The organism is Actinomadura sp. B10D3 (assembly GCF_039871695.1).
GTDB lineage: Bacteria > Actinomycetota > Actinomycetes > Streptosporangiales > Streptosporangiaceae > Spirillospora > Spirillospora madurae.
In genome coordinates this window covers 114,955-132,741 of sequence record NZ_JBDPLY010000018.1, presented here as the reverse complement: position 1 = coordinate 132,741, position 17,787 = coordinate 114,955, and the positions used below count along the sequence as shown (strand labels likewise).

General features: G+C 75.9%; 8 protein-coding genes. 5 read left to right on the top strand and 3 right to left on the bottom strand.

Features of this window, described 5'->3' with window-relative positions; all coding sequences use genetic code 11:
- Positions 1-2 precede the first annotated feature (2 nt).
- Entirely contained in the window at positions 3-1,064 is a 1,062-nt protein-coding gene (locus tag ABGB11_RS25615; protein WP_347636599.1) for a right-handed parallel beta-helix repeat-containing protein, read from the bottom strand.
- Between the two features lie 406 nt (positions 1,065-1,470).
- Between ABGB11_RS25615 and glnII the strand changes: the two genes are divergently transcribed.
- Together glnII and ABGB11_RS25605 are read left to right on the top strand one after the other, a co-directional pair.
- A complete protein-coding gene (gene glnII, locus ABGB11_RS25610) occupies positions 1,471-2,484 on the top strand; it encodes a glutamine synthetase (protein WP_347636597.1) in 1,014 nt (337 codons plus the stop codon).
- Between the two features lie 159 nt (positions 2,485-2,643).
- The gene (locus ABGB11_RS25605; RefSeq protein WP_347636596.1) at positions 2,644-3,273 is read left to right on the top strand and encodes a hypothetical protein; all 630 of its coding nucleotides are present in this window, start codon (positions 2,644-2,646) and stop codon (positions 3,271-3,273) included.
- Positions 3,274-3,286: 13 nt separating this feature from the next.
- Here the strand turns inward: ABGB11_RS25605 and ABGB11_RS25600 are convergent, their stop codons facing one another.
- Complete coding sequence (locus ABGB11_RS25600) at positions 3,287-3,730, bottom strand: universal stress protein (RefSeq protein ID WP_347636595.1); 444 nt, start codon at positions 3,728-3,730, stop codon at positions 3,287-3,289.
- Between the two features lie 32 nt (positions 3,731-3,762).
- Positions 3,763-5,496, bottom strand: coding sequence for an HD domain-containing protein (locus ABGB11_RS25595; RefSeq protein ID WP_347636593.1), 1,734 nt, complete (start codon positions 5,494-5,496; stop codon positions 3,763-3,765).
- 257 nt (positions 5,497-5,753) lie between these two features.
- Here ABGB11_RS25595 and ABGB11_RS25590 point away from each other — a divergent pair, with 257 nt between their 5' ends.
- The 3 genes from ABGB11_RS25590 (at position 5,754) to ABGB11_RS25580 (ending at position 17,766) form a co-directional block, all read left to right on the top strand.
- A complete protein-coding gene (locus ABGB11_RS25590; protein ID WP_347636592.1) occupies positions 5,754-6,776 on the top strand; it encodes an alpha/beta fold hydrolase in 1,023 nt (340 codons plus the stop codon).
- Between the two features lie 215 nt (positions 6,777-6,991).
- Positions 6,992-13,468 carry an SDR family NAD(P)-dependent oxidoreductase gene (locus ABGB11_RS25585; protein ID WP_347636591.1) on the top strand — a complete coding sequence of 2,159 codons (6,477 nt, stop codon included), beginning with the start codon at positions 6,992-6,994 and terminating at the stop codon, positions 13,466-13,468.
- A complete protein-coding gene (locus tag ABGB11_RS25580) occupies positions 13,465-17,766 on the top strand; it encodes a beta-ketoacyl synthase N-terminal-like domain-containing protein (RefSeq protein WP_347636589.1) in 4,302 nt (1,433 codons plus the stop codon). The genes ABGB11_RS25585 and ABGB11_RS25580 overlap by 4 nt, the downstream gene beginning before the upstream one ends.
- The last annotated feature ends 21 nt before the right edge of the window (positions 17,767-17,787 follow it).

The window sequence follows — 17,787 nt, the reverse complement described above, 5'->3', positions numbered from 1 at the left end:
CGTCAGCGGTGGCACAGGCCGTTCGGCCTGGAGGTACCGCAGGAGTTGTGGCGGAAGCGGTTGGTGCCGCTGCCGCTGTTGTCGACCAGGTCGAACGGCGCATTGCCGCGGACGAGGTTGAACTTGATCAGGTTGTGCTTCGCGGGGCGCTGGGCCGGGCTCGGGAACAGGACGATCCCGCCGGAGTAGGGCAGCTTGCCGCGGTTCCCCTTCACGGTGTTCTTCTCGATCGAATTGTGGTCGCCGCCGAAGAGCAGGATGCCGGTGCCGCCGAGCGGCGGGACCGGGCCCTGGCCCGGGCAGAACCGGTTGTTCTTCTCGACCTGGTTCTTCCAGACCTTCGTGTGGCCCTGGCCGCCCTTCTGGCCGTCGTCGGCCAGGACGACGCCGGTGCAGTTGCCGACGAGCTTGTTGCCGTAGACCTTGACGTGCCGGGCGTGCCGGACCAGCACGCCGATCGCGTTGCCCGAAGCGTGATTGTGGGCGACGACGGTGCCGCGCGCGTTCCTGATGTCGCCGACGTAGAGGCCGGCGTCGAGGCGGTTGTCGATCGCGCGGTTGTGGACGAACGCACCGCGGGTCGAGTTGAACTCGGCGATGCCGTACTCGCCGTTCCGCGCGGCGAGGACGTGCGTGACGGTCAGCCGGTCGGTGTAGGTGCCGAAGACCCCGGTGTCCTTGAACCTCTCGACCTTCAGGCTCTTGATCGTGACGCCCCTGACCGGGTGCTTGGCCCGCCCGACCACGCAGAAGCCGTTGCCCGGCACCCCGGCCTTCCTGCAGTGGTCCTTGCGGCCCGGCCGGACGACGGTCCTGTCGCCCGCGCCGCGGATCGTCAGGCGCTTGCGGATCAGGACGCCCCCGTCGTAGCGGCCGGCCTTGAGCTTGATGACGTCGCCCGGCCTCGCGCGGTCGACGGCCTTCTGGATCGAGTGGCCCGGCCGCACGACATGGGTCCGCCCGCCCTTCCCGCCGGCGGTCGCCGCCTGGCCGGCCGGCGCGAAGGAGGCCAGCCCGCCCAGCGCGACGACCGTGCCGAGCGAGGCGCCGAGAATTCGCTTCATCCCATTCCCCCGAATCTGTTCACTGTGATGGGGAGCCGAAAGCGCGCCGTGGCGCCGACGGTTCCTCGATCATCTTGGAGTGGCCGGCCCATTGCGTCATTGCCATGGACGTAAACGTTCGGAGGCTTTAAGGGAAGCCGATGGGTGTTTATCACCGCTTGAGGAAGTCCAGGGTTTCCTTGACCGCCGGATTCTCGTGTCTGGACGGTGGGACGGGGTGGTGCGAGCCCGGCGAGCCGGGCGACGGCGCGTCCCCGGCCGCCCGAACGGGTGTGAGCAGAATCTCAGCAGGTCGCCTCGCGTGTTACATGGCGTTCACATAAGGGCAACAGATGCGAAATGCCTGGTTGGCACGTTCTGTGGAGCCGAAACCACCCACGGCCGGCGGACACGAAGGGGATCGACGTTGAGCTATAAGGCCGAGTACATCTGGATCGACGGCACCGAGCCGACCGCGCGGCTGCGGTCGAAGACGCGGATCCTCGCGGACGGTGCCGCCCTGCCGGACTGGGGTTTCGACGGGTCCAGCACGAACCAGGCGCCCGGCGACCGGTCCGACTGCGTCCTGAAGCCGGTCTTCTCCTGCCCCGACCCGATCCGCGGCGGCGACAACAAGCTGGTCCTGTGCGAGGTGTACCTCGTGGACGGGACGCCGCACGAGACCAACACGCGGGCCCTGCTCCGTCCGGTCGCCGAGCAGTACGAGGCGCAGGACTCCTGGTACGGGATCGAGCAGGAGTACACGTTCTTCAAGGACGGGCGCCCCCTCGGCTTCCCCGAGCGCGGCTTCCCGGCCCCGCAGGGCTTCTACTACTGCGGCGTGGGCGCCGACGAGGTGTTCGGGCGCGAGATCGTCGAGCGGCACCTGGACGCCTGCCTGGAGGCCGGCCTGAAGATCTCCGGCATCAACGCCGAGGTCATGCCGGGGCAGTGGGAGTTCCAGATCGGCCCGGCCGGGCCGATCGAGGTCGGCGACCACATGTGGATCGCCCGGTGGCTGCTGTACCGCATCGCCGAGGAGCACGACGTCGCCGCCACGCTCGACCCGAAGCCGGTCGAGGGCGACTGGAACGGCGCCGGCGCGCACACCAACTTCTCGACCAAGGCCATGCGCGAGGGCTACGACGCGGTCATCACGGCGTGCGAGGCGCTCGCCGAGAAGGCGCAGGAGCACGTCGCCGGGTACGGCGCCGACATCGAGCGGCGGCTGACCGGCATGCACGAGACGGCCCCGTGGAGCGAGTTCAGCTACGGCGTGTCGAACCGGGGCGCCTCGGTGCGGATCCCGTGGCAGGTCGAGGTGGAGAAGAAGGGCTACATCGAGGACCGCCGCCCGAACGCCAACGTCGACCCGTACGTGGTGGCCCGCCTGATCACGGGCACCTGCTGCGCCGCGCTGGAGAAGGCCGGCCAGGTCTGACGGACGACCGGACGATCCCCGGGGAACGCCCGCGTTCCCCGGGGATTCTCGCTGTCCGGAGCCGGGAACGTAGCCAAACATCTGCAAAATGGTGGGCATGGGTGAGTTCCGCCCATCGGTGCCGGGTAGCACGTCTACGTTCGCACCGGGGGAGGGAAGATGCCCGATTCACCGTTCGGGCGGTACTCCGGCGACCTGCCCGGCAGGCACGCCGGCCGTCCTGTGTCACGGGCGTTGGAACGTTCGTTCCGCTGCCCCTCCACGGTGCGGCGGCGTCTGCAGGAGGCGCCGGCGCGGCGGTACGAGGACTTCGTCGCCCTGCACGAGGAGATGTCCGGTGATGCGCGCCGGCCGTTCCGGGCGCTGTGGTGGGCCGGGATCTCCGCCGCGCTGGTCGGCGCGGGCCTGGCGTTCGTCGCGGTGGTCGCGCTGCGGGCGATGTTCGGCGTCGAGGTTCCGGTGTTCGCGGGCGACAACGCCGGCACCGCGTCCGCCGCGACCAGCTACGCGCTGTGCGCGATGGCGGCGACGGTGCAGGCGACCGCGCTGATGCACCTGCTGCTGTCGTCGGCGGCGCGGCCCGTCCGCGCGTTCGCGTGGATCGGCGGCATCGCGGTCGCGCTGCTGACCGTCCTGCCGCTGGTGCTGCGCGGCCCCCTCGACGCGGCCCTCGCGACGTCCGCCGTCAACCTGGCGGGCGGGACGGGCGTGGTCGTGCTGCTGTCCGCGGTGGTGGCGTGTTCGCGGCAGTCCCCCTGGGAGGGCCCGCCCAGACGCACCCGCCGCTGAGGGGCCGGCCCGGTCAGGGCACCACGGTCACCGGCCAGCGTCCCGTCCGGACGAGCCGGACCGCGACGGACCCGACGAGCCGGTGCCCCGCCTGGGTCGACGCGCCGACGATCACGGCGTCCGCGCGGACCTCGTCGGCGACGCGGGCGAGGACGCCGTACGGGTCGCCCTGCTCGGCGACGAACTCGTAGGCCACGCGCATCCGCTCGCCGGCCGCCTCCAGCTCCCGGCGGATCTCCGCGGCGATCTCGTCGGCGGTCTCGCGCAGGGCGGACGCGCCGCCCGGGGTGAGGGTGCTCAGCGAGGCGACCGGCGCCACGTGCACGACGACGAGCCGGGCGCCGCCGCGGCGCGCGAGGCCCCACGCGTAGGCGCCGGCGCGCAGCGACGTCTCGGACCCGTCCACCCCGGCCACGATCACCTTCGGGCCGTCGACGCCGTACTCGAACGGTGCCATGCGATCACCTCGCGGCCAGCGTAACCGCCGGGTCAGGGGCGGGCGAACCGGGCCAGCAGGTCGTCGAGGCCGAGCGCGCCGGTGCTCAGCGCCGCGTACATCTGGTCGACCTCGGGGAAGCCGAGGTCGCGGGCGACGGCGAGGGAGTCGCCGCGCGCCTCCGCCGCGAGCAGGTCGACCTCCCGCCCGGCGAGTGCCAGGGCGAGGCGGCGCCGTCCGGCGGCGGCGGCCTCCTCGGCGCGCCGCAGCGCGAGCCGCTGCTGGATGCGGACGCGGGCGGGCACCGACACCGCGAAGCCCAGCCAGTCCTCCGACGGCGCGCCCGCCGGGTCGGTGAGGATCTCCACGACGTTGCCGCTGCGGATCTGCACCGACATCGGCGCGAGCCGCCCGTTGACGACGGCGCCGATGCAGCGGTCGCCGGTGCCGGGGCCGAGCGCGTAGGCGAAGTCGAGCGCGGTCGCGCCGGCGGGCAGGGCGACGATGTCGCCGCGGGTGGTGAACGCGGCGACGTGGCCGGCGGCGAGGTCGGCGCGCAGCCGGTCGAGGAACTCCGCGGACGGCGCGTCGGACTGCCAGGCCAGCAGCCGGCTCAGCCAGACCAGGTCGCGGCGGCCCGCGACGGTGGTGGCGGTGTCGCCGCCCGCGTCCCTGATGTGCGCGACGATGCCGTACTCGGCGACCGGGTGCATCGCGCCGGTTCGGATGATCACCTCGAACGGGTCGCCGTCCGGACCGATCACCCGGGTGTGCAGCGACCGGTACAGGTTGTCCTTCGGCATCGCGATGAAGTCGCGGACCTGCCCCGCGACGGGGTGCAGCGCCGCGTGGACGGCGCCGAGCGCGATGTAGCAGTCGGCCTCGGCGCCGTCGACCAGCACCAGGACCCGCGCCGCCTCGCCCGGCCGCAGCCCGGCCAGGTCGCCGCCGCACGACTGGTGGACCGCGTACAGATGGGACGGCCTGACCAGCACGCGGGCCGGGACGCCGTGCTCGGCGAGCGAGGCCCGCAGCCGGGTCGCCGCGGGCCCGAACGTCCGGCCGGCCCGGCCCAGCGTGTCCCGGACGGCGGCGCGCGTCGCGGCGTGCGCGCGCGGGTCGCGGGCTGCGAACGCGAGATCGTCCATCTCCCGCTTGAGGACGTGGATGCCGAGCCGGTCGGCGAACGGGACCAGCAGCTCGTGGGACGCCTGGGCGTAGCGGGCCCGCTTGTGCTCCGGCTGGTACCGCAGCGTCCGCAGGTTGTGCAGCCGGTCCGCCAGCTTGATCACCAGGACGCGCAGGTCGGCCGCCGCGGACAGCACGATCTTGCGGAACGTCTCGGCCTCGGCGCGGTCGCCCCAGCGCCTGCCGTCCAGCTTGGTGACGCCGTCGACGAGCACGGCGATCTCGTCGCCGAAGTCGGCGCGGACCTCGCCGAGCGTGTACGGGGTGTCCTCGACGGTGTCGTGCAGGAGCGCCGCGACGAGCGTCGTGGTGTCCAGGCCCATCCCGGCGAGGATCATCGCGACGGCCAGCGGATGGGTGATGTACGGGGCGCCGGACTTGCGGAGCTGGCCCCGGTGCATGCGCTCGGCGACCGTGTAGCCGCGCAGCAGGCCGGCCTCGGCGGTGCCGGGGAGGGCGGCGCCCGGGTAGGCGGCGCGGTGGGCGGCGAGCAGGGGCGCGAGGGCGTCGCGCACGGGCTCCGGTCCGGTGCGCGTGGCGGAGCCCCAGCGGAGCGGGGGGATCCGGAACCGCCCCCTCGCCGGGTTGAGCGTCGCCATCACGCACCGCCTGGACGCCTGCCCGCGGCACGGCCGCCACGGACTGTGATCATCATTATGCGCGACGTGGCCGGGCGTGCGCGAGACCCGCGCCGGTCCACGTCCGGCCCGCGCTGTCAATCCGATTTAACGAAGGCTTCACAAGCGGTCGATTTCGGCCGTACCGCGACCAGGGTAGGAATACGGGAGTGCGTGGGGGCCGCCTTAGGCCATTGCGCGCCCGGTGCGGTCGTCTAATGCGGATGGATAATGGCGAAATGATCCTCACCCCGCGAGGCCTGCGAGCCGCCACGTCCAATCTTCTCCAGCTCGCGCTGTACGGCCACATCGCCGACCTGCGGCCGATGCCGGCGGAGATGGTCGGCGACGGCCCCGGGGGGTCGGTGTACCGCTACCGGCCGCCGGACGGGCTGGTGCCGGCCGGCCCGCCGGTGCTGTTCGTCCCGCCGCCCGCGGCCCCGGCGCGCTGCTTCGATCTGCGCCGGGGGTGCAGCCTCGCCGAGCACGTCGTCCGGGCCGGGCGGCGCAGCTACCTGCTCGACCCGGGGCCGGCCCGGGAGAGCGGCCCTGACCTGGGCATCGGGGAGTGGGTCCAGGACGTGCTGCCGCGCGCGGTCCGGGCGGTCAGCGCGGACGCGGGCGGGCAGCCGGTCCAGCTCGTCGGCTGGTGCCTCGGCGGGATCTTCGCGTTGCTGACCGCCGCGGCCGATCCGGGGCTGCCGATCGCGTCCGTCGCCGCGATCGCCGCGCCGGCCGACGCCCGCGCGGTGCGGGCCGCGGCGCCGCCGCTGCGCGAGCGGGCCCCCGGGCTCGCCGGCATCGACACCTACCTGCTGCGCCCCTACCGGACGATAATCAACCTCGACAATGCCGACTTTCTCGCACAGATTGAGGCGCTCGATCATTTCGCCGGCGCGTTGCTGTCCTATCCGGGACGCGCCGCACGGCAGATTTACCATGCCCTTTCCCGGGACGGCGCGCTGCTGGCGGGCGGCATCGAGATCAATGGGCGGACGGTCGATCTCGGCAGGGTGGGCGTGCCGGTTCTGGCCATCGCCGGGCGCGGCGACCCGCTCGCGCCGGTACGGGCCGTCCGGCCGCTCGTCCGGCTGCTGCGCGGGGCGCCGCAGGTGCGGTTCGAGATCGCGAGCGGCGGCCACCTTGACGTGCTGACCGGGCGCTCCGCCAAGGCGACCACCTGGCGGCACCTGGACCGGTGGCTCGACGAGGGCATCGTCAGGCACGGCATCCGCGCGCAGCGCGCCGCCGCCACCCTCTGACCCCGGCCGGGCCCTCCCGCACGTCAAAAGACGTTCCAGACTCCTTCGCCGGGCCGCCATCAACGCGCCCCCGGGTGTGTCGCCCCGGTGATCGGGCCGTCGCCGACCGTAGTGTGGCGCACCGTTGTTGCGGAACCGCGCCGGCCACGGCCGGGCCGCGCGGGACGTCGGGGGGCAGGCATGGCGGCGCACGAGGGCAGGACGGCGGGCGGGACATGACGGGGGGCGGTACCGCGCACGGCGGCCGGTCCCGAGCCGAGATCATCGGGGTCACCCCGTTCGGCCGTCCCGCGCCGCATCTCGCGGTGGCCGTCGCGCGCGCGGGCGGCACCGGGGTCCTCGACCTCGGCACCGACCGCGCGGCCGGGGGCGCCGCGCTCGACGACGCGCGCCGCTGGTGGACGGGCCCGTTCGGGGTCCGCGTGCCGGCCGGGTGCCGGGTCCGGCCCGATGACCTGCCGCCCGCGGTCGGCACCGTCCTGCTCGACGCGCCTTGCCTGGACGCGGACGGTTCCCTGGACGTCGCCGGGTTCGCCCGCGGGCGCCGCCTCCTGGTCGAGGCGGTCGGCCTGGACGAGGCGCGCACGGCGATCACCGCGGCCGGCGCCCTCACCGGCGATGTGGGGATCATCGCGCGGGGCGCCGAGGCCGGCGGGCGGGTCGGCGAGCCGACCACGTTCGTGCTGCTCCAGGAGTTGCTGGCCGAGCTGGACGTCCCGGTGTTCGCGGCGGGCGGGATCGGCCCGCACACCGCCGCGGCGGCGGTGGCCGGGGGCGCGTCCGGGGTCGTCCTCGACGTGCAGCTCGCGCTCGTCCGCGAGACGGACCTGCCCGCCGGGGTCGCGGCCGCGCTGACGGCGATGGACGGCACCGAGACCGCCGTCGTGGACGGCCACCGCACCGGCCCGCACGAGCCGAGCCGCGCCGCCGGGCGGGGGCCGCTGCCCGTGGGGCAGGACGCGCCGCTCGCCGCCGCGCTCGCCGGACGGTACCGGACGGCCGGGGGAGTGGTGCGGGCCGTCCGGGAGCACATCGAGACGCACCTGCGCGCCGCCGTCGCGGCCGAGCCGCTCGCGGCGCGCGGGGAACCGGTCGCCGCGCAGAAGCCGATGATCCACATCAGCGACGGCTCCGCGTTCGCGGGCGCGGTCGCGCAGGACGGCGGGCTGCCGTTCCTCGCGCTCGGCCTGATGGACGGCGACCGGGCGCGGGAGCTGCTGCGCGACACCGCCGACCGGCTCGGTGGACGGCCCTGGGGCGCCGGGCTCCTCGGGTTCGCGCCGCCGGAGCTGCTGGACGCGCAGATCGCGGCCGTCCGGGAGGCCGGGCCGGCGTACGCGATCATCGCCGGCGGGAGCCCGGCGCAGGCCGCGCCGCTGGAGGCCGACGGGATCGGCGCGTACCTGCACGTCCCGTCCCCGGAGCTGCTCGACCGGTTCCTCGCCGAGGGTGCGCGCAGGTTCGTGTTCGAGGGCGCCGAGTGCGGCGGCCACGCCGGGCGGCGCGCGAGCTTCCCGCTGTGGGAGGCGCAGGTCGAGCGGCTGATGGCGTTCGACGGGGACGCGGCGGAGCTGTCGGTGATGTTCGCGGGCGGCGTCCACGACGAGCGGTCCGCCGCGATGGTCGCCGCGCTCGCCGGGCCGCTCGCCGAGCGCGGCGCCGGCGTCCGCGTCCTGATGGGCACCGCGTACCTGTTCACCACGGAGGCGGTCGCGGCCGGAGCGATCCCGCCGTGCTTCCAGGAGGTCGCGCTCGGCTGCGGCGCGACGGTCCTGCTGGAGACGTTCCCCGGGCACGCGACCCGCTGCGCCCGCACCCCCTACGTCCGGACGTTCGAGGAGACCCGCCGCGAGCTGGAGCAGGTCGGGACGCCCACGCCGGAGGTGTGGCGCCGCCTGGAGAAGCTGAACCTCGGCCGCCTGCGCGTCGCGAGCAAGGGCATGCGCCGCAGCACGCCGGTGGACGCCGCCGTCCAGCGGGCGGAGGGCATGTTCCCGCTCGGGCAGGCCGCCGCCCTCCGCTCGTCCACGACCACCATCGTCGCCCTGCACGACCAGATCACCTCCGGCGCGACGGCCTTCCTGGCCGACCGCGCCGCCGAGCTGGGCATCGCCGGACCGGACGCGGCGCCGGCCGCCGGGCCCGCGGCCGACATCGCGATCATCGGCATGGGGTGCGTCTTCCCGGGCGCGCGCGACGCCGAGGAGTACTGGGCGAACATCGTCGGCGGTGTCGACGCGGTCACCGAGGTCACCCGGTGGGACCCCGAGGTCCATTACTCCCCGGACGAGGAGGGCAGGACGCCGTCGAAGTGGGGCGGGTTCATCCCCGAGATCCCGTTCGACGCCTCCGCGTACGGGATCCCGCCCCATGTCCTCGGCGGCATCGACCCGGTGCAGCTGCTCTCCCTGGAGGTCGCGTCCCGGGCCCTGGCGGACGCGGGATACGGCGACCGCCCGTTCGACCGGTCCCGCACATCGGTGGTCTTCGGCGCGGAGGGCGGCGGCGACCTCGGCACCGCGTACGGGGTGCGGGCGACGCTCCCGTCCTACTACGGCGAGGTCCCGCAGGGCCTGGACGAGCGGCTGCCGCGCCCGTCCGGCGGCTCCCTCCCGGGGGTGCTCACCAGCGCGATCGCCGGGCGGATCGCCGACCGCCTCGACCTCGGCGGGCCCGGTCACACGGTGGACGCCGCCGGCGCGTCCTCTCTCGCCGCCCTCGACGCCGCCTGCAAGGACCTCGCCGCCGGCACCAGCGACATGGTGCTGTGCGGCGGCGCCGACCTGCGCACCGGCATCCAGGACTACCTGCTGCTCGCCTCGGCGGGCGCCCTGTCGCCGTCCGGGCGCTGCGCCGCGTTCGACGCCGCCGCCGACGGCGTCGCGCCGGGCGAGGGCGTCGCGTGCGTCGTGCTCAAGCGCCTCGCGGACGCCGAACGCGACGGCGACCGGATCTACGCGGTCGTCAAGGCGGTCGCCGGAGCGAGCGGCGGCCTCACCGCGCCCGGCTCGCACGGACGGCGGCGCGCCCTCGAACGCGCCTACGAGCGCGCGCGTGTCGCACCCGACGCCGTCGGGCTCGTCGAGGCGGACGGCACCGGGACCGAGGCCGGGGACAGGGCGGAGCTGGCCGCGCTGGCCTCGGTGTTCTCGCCGGCCGCGCCGGGCGCCGTCACGCTCGGCTCGGTGAAGTCGCAGATCGGCCACACGCGGAGCGCCGCGGGGCTCGCCGGGGTCATCAAGACCGCGCACGCCCTGCACGCCGGGGTGCTGCCGGGGACGCTGCACCTGACCCGCCCCGCTCCCGAGTGGACGCCGGACGGCCCGTTCGCCTTCGCCGCGTCCGCCCGGCCCTGGGCCCTCCGTCCGGGCGGGCGGTACGCGGGGGTGAGCGCCTCCGGCCTCGGCGGCGCGGACTTCCACGCCGTCCTCGCCGGGTACGAGGGGGTGCCCGAACCGGTGTCCGGGCTGGCGGAATGGCCGGCCGAGCTGTTCCTGATCCGCGGGGCCGACCGGTCCGCCGCCCGTGCCGAGATCGACCGGCTCACCGAGCTGCTCGCGGGGCGGCCCCGGCTGCGCGACCTCGCCCGCACCGCCGCCTCGTCCGAGGGGCCGGTGCAGGTCGCGCTGGTCGCCTCCGGACCGGACGACCTGCGCGCCAAGCTCGCCCTCGCGGCGGAGTTCCGCGCGGCGCCCGGCGTGTTCACCGCGTCCGGCCGGGAGCCGGGGCAGGTCGCGTTCCTCTTCCCCGGCGAGGGCGGCGCGCGGCCCGGCATGCTCGCCGGACTGTTCGTCGCGTTCCCGCGGCTCCAGCGCCTCCTGCGCGTGGCGTGCGGGCGGTACGCGGCGGCGATGTACCCGCCCGCGGCGTTCACGCGCTCGGACTCCCGCGGGCACCGGGCCGGGCTCGCCGACCCGCGGGTCGGCCGGCCCGCCGCCGGCCTCGCCGGGCTGGCCGTCCACCGGCTGCTCACGGCCGTCGGCGTCCACCCGGATCTCGCCGCCGGGCACGGCGCCGGCGAGCTGACCGCGCTCTGCGCCGCCGGGGTCGTCGACGACGCCGGCCTGGTCGAGCTGAGCGCCGCCCACGCCGCGGCCGAGTCACCTGTCGAGGGCGTGCCGCCCGCCGCCGGCGCGTCCGACGCCCTGCGCGCCGACCTGCTCGGCCACGACCTGAGATCGCCGGCGTTCCCCGTCTGGTCGAACCTGAACGCCGCCCCGTACGGCACCGCCCCGGACGAGCTCGCCGCCACCCTCGCCGGGCAGTTCGCCGCGCCCGTCCGGTTCACAAAGCAGATCGAGGCGATGTACGACGCGGGCGCCCGCGTCTTCGTTGAGGCGGGTCCGGGACGGGCCCTCACCGGCCTCGTCGGCGGGATCCTCGGCGGCCGCCCCCACATCGCCGTGAGCTGCGACGCCCCCGGCGAGAACGACCTGGCCGGACTGCTGACCGCGCTCGCCGAGCTGGCCGCCGCCGGCGTCCCGGTCGACCCGCTGCCCCTGTTCGCCGGGCGCGGCGCCCGCGCGCTCGACGGACCTCCCGCGGCCGCGCCCGGCTGGCTGGTCGGCGGCCACCTCATCCGCACCGCGGACGGCGGCCACCCGCCGGGCGCGCTGCGGCCCGCCGAGCAGATCGGCATGCCCGGCGCGGACGCCGCCGAGGCCGCCGTCCTGGAGTACCTGCGCGCGGGCCGCGAGATGATCGCCGCCCAGCGGGAGGTGGTCCTGCGGCACCTGGCGGACCGGCGCTCGCCCGCACCCGCCCCGGCTCCGGCCGATCCGGCGCCGTCCGTCCCCGCGCCACGTCCTGTCGTGACCGAGGAGGCTCTGGCCGGTGAGGCCTTGTCGGGGGAGGTCTTGTCGGGGGAGGCCGCGGCGGGGGAGGAGCCCGGGGCCGCGCTCGACGTCCGCGCCACCGTGCTCGCCGTGCTCAGCGCCCGGACAGGGCGCCCCGAATCCCTGCTGGGCGACGGCCTGGACCTGGAGGCCGACCTGGCCATCGACTCCGCCGGGCGCACGGTGATCGCCGGGGAGCTGGCCCACCGCACCGGCGTCGCCCTCCCCGATCCCGATCACCTCACCGGCGTGACCACCGTCGGGGAGATCGTCTCCTGGCTGGAGGGCCGCCTCGGCGCGCCGGCCGTACCGGCGCTTCCGGCCGTCCCGCCGCAGGCACGGTCCGCCGCCCACGTGACGAGCGCGGCGCTGTCCGGCGGCCCGTCCCCGTCTCCGTCCCCGTCTCCGTCCATGCCCCCGGAGACCGCGGCGGGCGGCGTGACCGGCGTCCTGGAGGAAGAGCCCGTCCCGCTCGGCCTCGTGCGGCACGTCATGCGGTTCGCCGACCTGGACCCGCTCCCGGCGCCGCCCGACTCGGGGACGTCCTTCGCCGGGAGGCGCTTCCTCGTCGTGGACGACGGATGCGGCATCGCGTTGGAACTGGCGGGCATGCTGGAGAGGCACGGCGCGCAGGTGCGGACCCCGACGGACGTCGACGAGCCCTGCGACGGCCTCGTCCATCTGGCGGCGCTGCGTCCCGGGGCGGCGGGCGTGCTGCCGGAGGCGTTCGCGGGCGTCCGGCGGGCGCTGGACGGCGGGCTGCGCTGGCTCGTCTTCGCCGGCGGGGCCGGCGGCACGTTCGGCCGGCGGTTCGAGGGCCGCGGCGCGGGGGACCCCGCGCCGGGGGCCGGGCTCCGCGGGCTGGCGACGGTGATCGCGCACGAGTACCCCGAGGTGCTCGTCCGCGCGCTGGACACCGACACCAAGAACACCCCGCGCGAGATCGCCCGGCAGATCCTCGCCGAGCTGCTGACCCCGGACGGGCCGGTCGCCGTCGGCCACGAGGGCGACCTCCGGCACGGGCTGGGGCCGGTGCCCGCCGACCTGCACGCGGAGGGCGGCCTGGACCTCGGGCCGGACGGCGTCGTCCTGCTGACCGGGGGAGCGCGCGGCATGACCGCCCGCGTCGCGCTGGAGCTGGCCCGGACCAGCGGGTGCCACATCGAGATCATGGGACGCGCCCCGGAACCCGCCGGGGAGCCGGAGTTCCCCGAGGCCGGGGACGAGGCCGCCCTGCGCCGGGCGCTGGTGGCGCGCGGCGAGGCCGGCCCGGAGGAGATCGAGACGACGATCCGCCGGGTGCTGGCGGGACGGGAGACGCGCCGGAACCTGGCGGCGCTGCGGGAGCACGCGGCCTCCGTCCGGTACCACTCCGGTGACGTGCGGGACCCCTACGCCGTGCGGAACGTCGTCGGCGCCGTCTACCAGCGCCACGAGCGGCTGGACGGGGTGATCCACGGCGCCGGGCGCGCCGCGGGCCGGCCCGTCCGCGACACGGCGCCCGGGGCGTTCGAGCAGGCGTACCGGACCAGGGTGGACGGCGCCGCCGCGCTCGTCCAGGCGGTCCGGTCCGACCTGGAGTTCTTCGTCGTCCTCGGCGGCACCAACGGCGCGCACGGCGGGCGGGGGCAGGCCGGGCCCGCCGCCGCGGCCGAGGCGTGCGGCACGCTCGCGCACGTGTGGCGGACCCGGCTGCGCGGCCGGGTGCTCGCCGCCGACTGCGGTCCGTGGCCGGGCTCCGCGGCGCCGGACCCGGGGTTCGGGCCGGTCGATCCGGACGCCGCGGCCGCCGCGCTGCTCACGGAGATCGCGCACGGGGACGAGACGCACGTCGTGTTCACGGGGGCCGTCCGGTGAACGACGCCCGGGAGCCGATCGCGATCGTCGGCGCGGGGGCCGTGTTCCCCGGCGCGGGATCGGCGGCCGAGCTGTGGCGCAACGTCCTCGCCGGATTCGACGCGATCACCGACGTGCCGCCCGGCCGGTGGGACCCCGCGCTCTACTACGACCCCGGCGCGTACGGGCGGGAACCGGAGAGCGACCGGTTCTACTGCCGGCGCGGCGGGTTCGTCGACGAGCAGGCGACCTTCGATCCGGCCCGGTTCGGGATCACGCCCGCGGCGGTCACCGGGATGGAGCCCGACCAGCTCCTCGCGCTGCGCGCCGCCGGCGACGCGATCGCCGCCGCGGGCGGCGACGAGCGGCTGCCCGACCGGGCCCGGATCGGCGTGGTCATCGGGCGCGGCGGCTACATCACACCGGGTGTGGCGCGGTTCGACCAGCGGGTCAGGACGTCGCACCAGGTCGCCGGGATCCTCGCCGAGCTGGTGCCGGAGCTCGGGGAGCGGCGGCTGGCGGAGATCCGCCGGGCGTTCTGTGACCGGCTGGGCCCGGACGCCCCGGAGGCCTCGGCCGGACTCGTGCCGAGCTTCACCGCGTCCCGCATCGCCCACGCCTTCGACCTGCGCGGTCCCGCGTACACGCTGGACGCGGCGTGCGCCTCGTCGCTGCTCGCGGTCGAGCACGCCGTCCGGGCGCTGCGGAGCGGGCAGGCCGACGCGATGCTGGCCGGGGCCGTCCACCACGCCCAGCACGCCACCGTCTGGAGCGTCTTCAGCCGGCTGCGCGCGCTGAGCCCGAGCGAGACGATCCGGCCGTTCGACCGGTCCGCGGACGGGACGCTCCTCGCGGAGGGGACGGGCGTCGTCCTGCTGAAGCGGCTGCGGGACGCCCAGCGGGCCGGGGACCCGGTCATCGCGGTGATCGTCGGGGCCGGGTCGTCCAGCGACGGACGGGCCGCGAGCCTGCTGAGCCCGCTGGTGGACGGGCAGGTCCTCGCGCTCGAGCGGGCCTGGCGGGACGCGGGACTCGACCCGGCCGCGCCCGGCGCGGTGGGGCTGATCGAGGCGCACGGCACCGGCACCCCCGCGGGCGACGAGGCGGAGCTCGCGACGCTGCGCCGCGTCTTCGGCACGGCCGGCCCGCCGGTCGGGCTCGGCACGGTCAAGTCGATGATCGGGCACGCGATGCCGGCCGCCGGGATGGCCGGGCTGATCAAGGCGGCGTTCGCGCTGCGCGACGGCGTGCTGCCGCCGACGCTGCACGCGGACGAGCCGCATCCGGCGCTGGAGGACGGCCGCCTGCGGCTCGTCCGGGAGGCCGCGGAGTGGCCCCGGGACGGCGGGCCGAGGCAGGCCGCGGTCAACGCGTTCGGGTTCGGCGGCGCCAACGCCCACGTGATCCTCCGGGAGCCGCCCCCCGCCCGCCGGGCCCGGCGGCGCAGGCTCGACACGCCGCCCTCGGAGGAGGGCGTGCTGAGGCTGGCGGCACGCACGACCGACGAGCTGGCCGAGGCGCTGGCCGTCCCCGACGAGGACCTGCTCGCGCAGGTCGCCGGCGACGTCCCGGACCTGCCGTGCCGTCTCGCCATCGTCGGCCCCACGCCGCGCAGGCTGGACCTGGCACGGGCGGTCGTCCAACGCGGGAGCGCCTGGCGCGGCCGGAGCGACGTGTGGTTCTCGCCCCGCCCGCTGCTGGCGGACGGCGGGCGGCTCGCGTTCCTCTTCCCCGGCTTCGAGCCCGCCTTCGACCCGCGGGTGGACGACGTCGCCGAGCATTTCGGGCTCCCGAAGGCCCGGCTCACCGGCCGCACCGACCTCATCGGGCACGCCGGCGACGCGATCCGGACCGGGAGCCTGCTCGCCGCGGCGCTCGCCGAGCTGGGCGTGGAGCCGGACGCCGTGGCGGGCCACAGCCTCGGCGAGTGGACGGCGGCGACCGTCGCGGGGCTGTACGAGCCGGAACAGGCCGCCGCGCTCATCGAGGCGCTCGACGGCGAGGTCCCGGACGTCCCCGACATCGTGTACGCGGCGCTCGGCTGCGGCGCGGCGCAGGCGCGGGAGGCGGCCGGCGGGCGGCCCGGCGTCTTCGTCAGCCACGACAACTGCCCGCACCAGTCGGTGATCTGCGGCGGGCGCGGCGAGATCCGCGAGATCCTCGCCCGGCTGGCGTCGGAGGGGGTGCTCGGGCAGGAGCTCCCGTTCGCGACGGGCTTCCACACCCCGCTCGCCGAAGCCTTCGAGAAGCAGGTGAGGCACGCCTTCGAGGCACTGGCGGTCCACGAGCCCCGCGTCCCGGTGTGGTCGGCGACGGCGGTCGCGCCGTTCCCGCGGTCCGCGCCCGACGCGCGGGACCTCGCCGTCCGCCACCTGCTCGAACCGGTCCGGTTCGGCGAGCTGGTCGAGGAGCTGTACGGCGCGGCGCACGTGCGCGCGTTCGTGCAGGTGGGACCGGGGAGCCTGACCGGGTTCGTCGCCGACCGGCTCGGCGGCCGCGAGCACCTCGCGATGGCCGTCAACGTACCGAAACGCGACGGGATGGCCCAGCTCCGCCGCGTCGTCGCCGCGCTCTGGGCGGAGGGCTACGGCGCGGCCCCGCCGTCCCCGCCGCCGGTCGCGGGGATGCGCCTCGACCTCGGCACGCCGCTGGTCACGCTGGACGGGGCGGTGCCGCCGATCCGGCTCACGCCCGGGGAGCCGACGCTGCCGCCCGGTGATCCCGTCCTCGCGGAGCTGGAGGCGCTGCTCGACGACGCCGCGAGCGGGGCGCAGTCCGTGGTGGAGGCGTACGGCGGCCGGACGGCGCCGGCGGGCGCACCCGAGCCGGACCCGCCGGAGACGGACCCGCCTGGAGCGCGGGTGCCGCAGACGGGCGGATCCCCGGTGGCGGCGGAGCTGGACGCCTCCCGCGTCTTCTCGCTCGACGCGATGCCCTACCTGGCCCACCATTGCGTCGTCCCCCAGCCGCCGAACTGGCCGGACATGTCGGACCGGTTCCCCATCGTCCCGCTGGCCACGCTGCTGGAGACCATGGCGGGCGCCGCGCGCGAACTTGTCCCGGACCTGGTGGTCGCCGGGTTCGAGGACGTCCGCGCGGTCCGCTGGATCGTCGCGGCCCCGCCGACAGCGGCGCGCGTCCGCGCCCATGTCGTCGGCGAGGGCGGCCGGCCGCGCAAGGTGAAGGTCGTCGTCGAGGGCCACGCCGACGGGACGGTCCTGCTCGCCGGGCACTACCCGATGCCGCCCGCACCCGACCACACCTCGCTCACCATCGAAGGGCCGCCCATCGTCACCGCCGAACGGCTCTACGAGGAACGCTGGATGTTCCAGGGGCCGCTCTTCCGCGGCATCAGCGAGATCACCGCGCTCGCGGAGGACGGCGTGCGCGCCGTCCTGACCTCTCTGCCCACGCCGGGCGCGCTCATAGACAGCGCGGGGCAACTGTGCGCCCATTGGCTCCAGGTCTACGGCGACACCAACCAGACGGTGTTCCCGGTAGGGATCGAACGGCTCTCCCTCTACGGGCCGCTGCCGCCCCCGGGTGAACACCTGGAGGCGACGGTCTGGAACCAGTCCCTGACCGATACGACCATGCGTTGCTCTGCGGAACTGGTCCGGGACAACGGCACGGTGTGGGCCCGCATCGACGGATGGACGACGCACCGCTTCTACACCGACGAAGCCCTCTGGCGGATGAAGTTCACCCCCGAGGTGTCGGGAACGGGGGAACCGCAACCGGGCGGCTGGTGCCTGGCCCGCCGGCGCTGGGACGGCAGCGCGTCCCGTGACCTGCTGATGCGCCAGTACCTGTGCGCGAGCGAACGAGCCGAGTACGAGGCGCTCCCGTCCTACGCGCAGGGGCCGTGGCTCCTCGGACGGATGGCGGCCAAGGACGCCGTCCGGCACCACCTGTGGAGCGACGGCCACGGGCCCCTGTTCGCGGCGGAGCTCACCGTCCGGGACGGCCCCCTCGGCCCGCAGGTGACGGGACCGTTCGACGAGCCGCTGACGGTCGCCGTCGCCTCGGACGACGAGCTGGGCGCGGCCCTGGTGCGACCGGGCCGGGTGCCGGCCGGCATCGCCCTCGTGCAGGACGAGAGGAACGCGCGGGTCCGCGCGGCCAAGCAGGCGGTGCTGCGGGCGCTGGGCGCCGGAGCGGACCGCCCCGAGCTGGTCGTGACCGTCGCCGACGCCGAACGGCTGCTGATCGCGGCCGGCGGCACGGTCACCACCGTGGAGACACGCGAAGTCGACGGGCACGTCGTCGCCTGGACGGCGGAGTCCGGTGGCCCGGACATGGAGGAGAGCCGAACATGAACGCCGAGCTGGACCGCGCCG

What these genes read in the sequence shown, in the direction of transcription:
- ABGB11_RS25585 (WP_347636591.1), top strand. Translation starts at nt 6,992, where the DNA reads ATGACGGGGGGCGGTACCGCGCACGGCGGCCGGTCCCGAGCCGAGATC.
- ABGB11_RS25590 (WP_347636592.1), top strand. Translation starts at nt 5,754, where the DNA reads ATGATCCTCACCCCGCGAGGCCTGCGAGCCGCCACGTCCAATCTTCTC.
- ABGB11_RS25605 (WP_347636596.1), top strand. Translation starts at nt 2,644, where the DNA reads ATGCCCGATTCACCGTTCGGGCGGTACTCCGGCGACCTGCCCGGCAGG.
- ABGB11_RS25615 (WP_347636599.1), bottom strand. Translation starts at nt 1,064, where the DNA reads ATGAAGCGAATTCTCGGCGCCTCGCTCGGCACGGTCGTCGCGCTGGGC.
- ABGB11_RS25595 (WP_347636593.1), bottom strand. Translation starts at nt 5,496, where the DNA reads ATGGCGACGCTCAACCCGGCGAGGGGGCGGTTCCGGATCCCCCCGCTC.
- ABGB11_RS25600 (WP_347636595.1), bottom strand. Translation starts at nt 3,730, where the DNA reads ATGGCACCGTTCGAGTACGGCGTCGACGGCCCGAAGGTGATCGTGGCC.